This window comes from Streptomyces sp. LS1784, from assembly GCF_020103755.1.
Taxonomy (GTDB): Bacteria; Actinomycetota; Actinomycetes; order Streptomycetales; family Streptomycetaceae; genus Kitasatospora.
In genome coordinates this window covers 1-3654 of record NZ_JAHSQD010000715.1, presented here as the reverse complement: position 1 = coordinate 3654, position 3654 = coordinate 1, and the positions used below count along the sequence as shown (strand labels likewise).

3 protein-coding genes and 2 pseudogenes are annotated in these 3654 nt (G+C 74.4%); all 5 read left to right on the top strand.

What is annotated here, in order from left to right; all coding sequences use genetic code 11:
* Positions 1–442 (top strand): annotated as a pseudogene (locus KS423_RS41125) (ATP-binding protein); the annotation flags it as partial.
* A 248-nt stretch (positions 443–690) separates the two neighbouring features.
* Positions 691–1221, top strand: a complete 531-nt coding sequence (locus tag KS423_RS41120; RefSeq protein WP_374120146.1) for an RNA polymerase sigma factor — start codon at positions 691–693, stop codon at positions 1219–1221.
* Positions 1218–2045, top strand: coding sequence for a zf-HC2 domain-containing protein (locus KS423_RS41115; protein ID WP_224284837.1), 828 nt, complete (start codon positions 1218–1220; stop codon positions 2043–2045). The genes KS423_RS41120 and KS423_RS41115 overlap by 4 nt, the downstream gene beginning before the upstream one ends.
* A gap of 32 nt (positions 2046–2077) precedes the next feature.
* Positions 2078–2887: an ABC transporter ATP-binding protein gene (locus KS423_RS41110; protein WP_224284836.1), complete on the top strand. Its 810-nt coding sequence runs from the start codon at positions 2078–2080 to the stop codon at positions 2885–2887.
* Positions 2884–3654: pseudogene (locus KS423_RS41105) on the top strand (hypothetical protein); the annotation flags it as partial. The gene KS423_RS41110 and the pseudogene KS423_RS41105, both read left to right, overlap by 4 nt.

Below are 3654 nucleotides of genomic sequence, written 5' to 3'. Positions count from 1 at the left end.
GGCCGCCGCACTGACCGCCGCCGGCGCGGCCCTGGACGCGCGAGGGTGGCGCAACACGGTGTGGGCGCCGTGGCTCGGGCACTTGGCGCGCGCCGTCGCCCCCGACCAGCCGGACCGGGCCCGTGACCTCGCCGAGGAGGCCGTCCGCCGGGCGCGGGAGTCCGGGACGGACTCGGCCATCGGCAGCGCTCTGCGCCTCTGCGCGTCGGTACACGACCGGTCACGGGCAGCCGAACTGCTCGCGCAGGCCGTCCGGCACCTGGAGCGGTCACCCGCCCGCTACGAGCACGCCATCGCCCTGGTCGACCTGGGCGAGGCGTTGGGTGCCACTCCGGCCGCCCGTACCACCCTGGCCCGGGGGCTGGAGCTGGCCACCCACTGCGGCGCCGACGGCCTGGCCGCCCACGCAGAGGACCTCCTGCACGCGGGCGCGGCGGGCTGAGGCGGGTTCAGGACGCCGCCGTCGTGCCAGGCCGCCGCGTTCGCAGACCCGGGACCCGGGCACGACGCCGGGATCTCCGCCCTCCGCGCCCTTCGGGGCGTCCACCGCGCTGACCTCGACCGGAGTGGCCGGATCGGACCCGATGGCCGGGATTTTGTCGCGTGACGCACGTCACGTCGGGTGCAGAACCTGAGCGCCGCATCGCGCGTCTGGCTGGTGTGAGATCACGCAGGAGAGCACTGGACGACGTGGACGAGGAGCGCCTCCTCCGGCTGGTGGCCAGGGGTGACCGCGGGGCGTTCGACGAGCTGTACCGGCGTACGTCGCCATGGCTGGCGGTGCGGCTGCGCCGCCGCTGCGCGGACGAGCAGATCGTCGCCGAAGTCATGCAGGAGACCTATCTCGCGGTGTGGCGCGCGGCCGGCGCGTTCGCCGGGAGCGCGGTCGGCGGGACGGCCGTCGGGTGGCTGTGGACGATCGCGGCACGCCGCCTCGTCGATGCGTTCCGGCGCCGTGCCCACCACGCCGAACCGCCGGTCGCCGCCGCCGAGCGGGCGGTGGTGCCCGCGGCGGAGGAGGAGGCGCTCGCCGGGACCGTCGGCGGCGACATCGGCGACGCCCTGCGACGGCTGGCGCCGGAACTCCGAGAGGTACTGCAGGCCACGGTGCTCGACGGGCTCTCCGTCCGGGAGACCGCCGTCCTGCTCAGACTGCCCGAAGGCACGGTCAAGACCCGTGCCCGTCGGGCCCGGATCGCGATGCGGGAGGCGCTGGCATGAGCGGGGAACACGCGTCCAGGCAGTTGATCGACGACTACGCACGTGGCGACGCGACGATCGCGGCGGACACGGTCTGGGCACTGGAGGCCCATCTGGAGACGTGCGCGCCCTGCCGGAGCCACCTGGCGGCCTCCGTGGCCACCGGAGCGCCCGGCATCGCCGCGCTCGTCGACACCGTCCGGGCCGGTCTGGAACCGCAGTTGGACGCGGCGGCCACGGCGGCAGCGCGGCGGTACCGTCCGAGGTGGGTGTCGTCCTGGCTGACGCCGGCCATGACCCCGTGGCTGGCCATGACCGCCGTCGTCACCCTGGTGGCGCTGCTGCTGGACGCGGTCGCGCCGTCGGAGGTCTTCGGCGGCTCCTCGCCGGTGTCGCTGATCGCGCCGGTGCTGCCGCTGTGCGGTGTCGCCGCGTCGTGGTCCAGCGGCCTGGACCCGGCACACGAACTGACCGCCTCGACCGCCCGGGCCGGTCTTCCCCTGCTGCTCAGGCGCACCACCGCGGTCCTCGTGGTGGTCCTGCCCCCGCTGCTGCTGGGGGGATGGCTGACCGGGACCATGACGGCCGCGCAGTGGCTGCTGCCCTCCCTGGCCTTCACCTCCACCGCGCTGGCACTGGGCAGCGTGGTCGGGGTGACCCGCGCCGCCGTCGGGCTGGCGGTCGCGTGGGGCGCCGTCGTCCTGGCCCCCACGTCGGTCACCGGCCACGTCCCCTCCGTCCTGCAACTCGCCCTGCAACCGGACCGGTTGCCCCTGTGGGGGCTGCTCCTCGCGCTCGGCACCGGCGCCGTGATCGCCCGCAGGGACGCGTTCTCGACGCTGTGAAACCCATGTCCACCATCGAAAGGGACCACCGCATGACACCCATGACGAGCGCGGTTGACACCGCGCCGAAGACCTACGCCTGGGAGATCCGGGCCAGCGGCCTGCGGGTGCGCGTCGGACGGAACAAGATGGCCGTCGACGGGCTCGACCTCTCCCTGGGCACCGGTGCCCACGGCCTCCTGGGGCCCAACGGAGCGGGGAAGACCACCCTGATCCGGACCCTGGCCACGGTGCTGCGCCCCACCGAGGGCGAACTGGAGATGCTCGGCACCTCCTTGGGCCGGATGGGCGACCTCCGGGCCCTTCGCCGCCGCATCGGCTACCTGCCGCAGGACTTCGGCTACTACAAGCGCTTCACGGTGCGCGAGTTCGTCGAGTACATGGCCTGGTTGAAGGAGGTCCCGAAGGCGGACATCCCCGAGGCCGTCCAACGTGCCGTGGAACGGGTGGGCCTGGCGGACCGCGCCGACCACCGGATGAAGACCCTGTCCGGCGGCATGGTGCGACGGGCCGGCATCGCCCAGGCCATCGTCAACTCCCCGGCGGTGCTGCTGCTGGACGAGCCGACGGCCGGCCTCGACCCGGCACAGCGGCTGCGCTTCCGCGAGCTGCTGCACGACCTGGGCCGCGACACCTGCGTGGTCGTCTCCACCCACCTGGTCGAGGACGTCGCAGCCGCCTGCTCCGACGTGGTGCTCTTCGCCGACGGCCGCCTCGTCTTCCAGGGCACGCCGGACGAGCTGGCCGCCGCGGGCAGCACCGAGCACCCCGGCGACAGTCCCCTGGAACGCGGCTACTCGGCGCTGCTCCGCACCTCCGGACAGCAGGGGAGCGCCTGGTGAACGGACGTGTGCTGCGAACCGAACTGAAGCGCTCGGCCGCCCCGTGGGCCGGAGCCGTCGTCCTGGGCGGCAGCCTGGCGGTCTTCCTCCTGTACGACGGAATCTGGTCGAGGGGCACCGCGGGGTGGACGGCCCAGTGGACGACCATGGCCATGTGGACCCGTTCCCTGCTGGCCTTCTGGCTGCCGCTCGTGGTCGGCATCGGGGCGGTGTACGGGCTGCGTGAACCCCGCTCGCGGATGACCGAACTGCTGACGACCACGCCGCTGCCGGCCTGGCGCCGTGCGGCGCTGCCGGCGGGTGCGATCGCGCTCGCGCTGGCGGTGGGCTTCGGCCTCCTCGTCGTCGTGGGCGGAGCGCAGGTGGCGTTCGGCCCGACCACCTACACGGGCCTCGGCTGGCTGCCGATCTCGCTGGTGGCGGCACTGGGCCTCGTCGCGGCCGCCGTGTTCGCCATGGGCGTCGTCCGGACGCTGCCCTCCGTCCTCACCCCGCCGGCCCTGGTGGTGGCCTGCCTCGTGGTGACGGGCCTGCTGCGGGTGCGGATCGAAGGGGAGGTGCCGGAGAGCAGGACGTCGAACCGGCTCGGCCTGCTGTCCCCGGTGACCGCGGACCCGCGGCAGATGCTGCTGACCCTGTCCGACTCCGTTCACCTCGGCCAGACGGTCTGGCTGCTCGGCCTGCTCGCCACCGGCCTCGCGCTGCTGGCGGCCGCCACCCGCCGGGCCCGGCTGCTCGCGGTGGCTCCCGCCCTGGCCGGCGCGGCC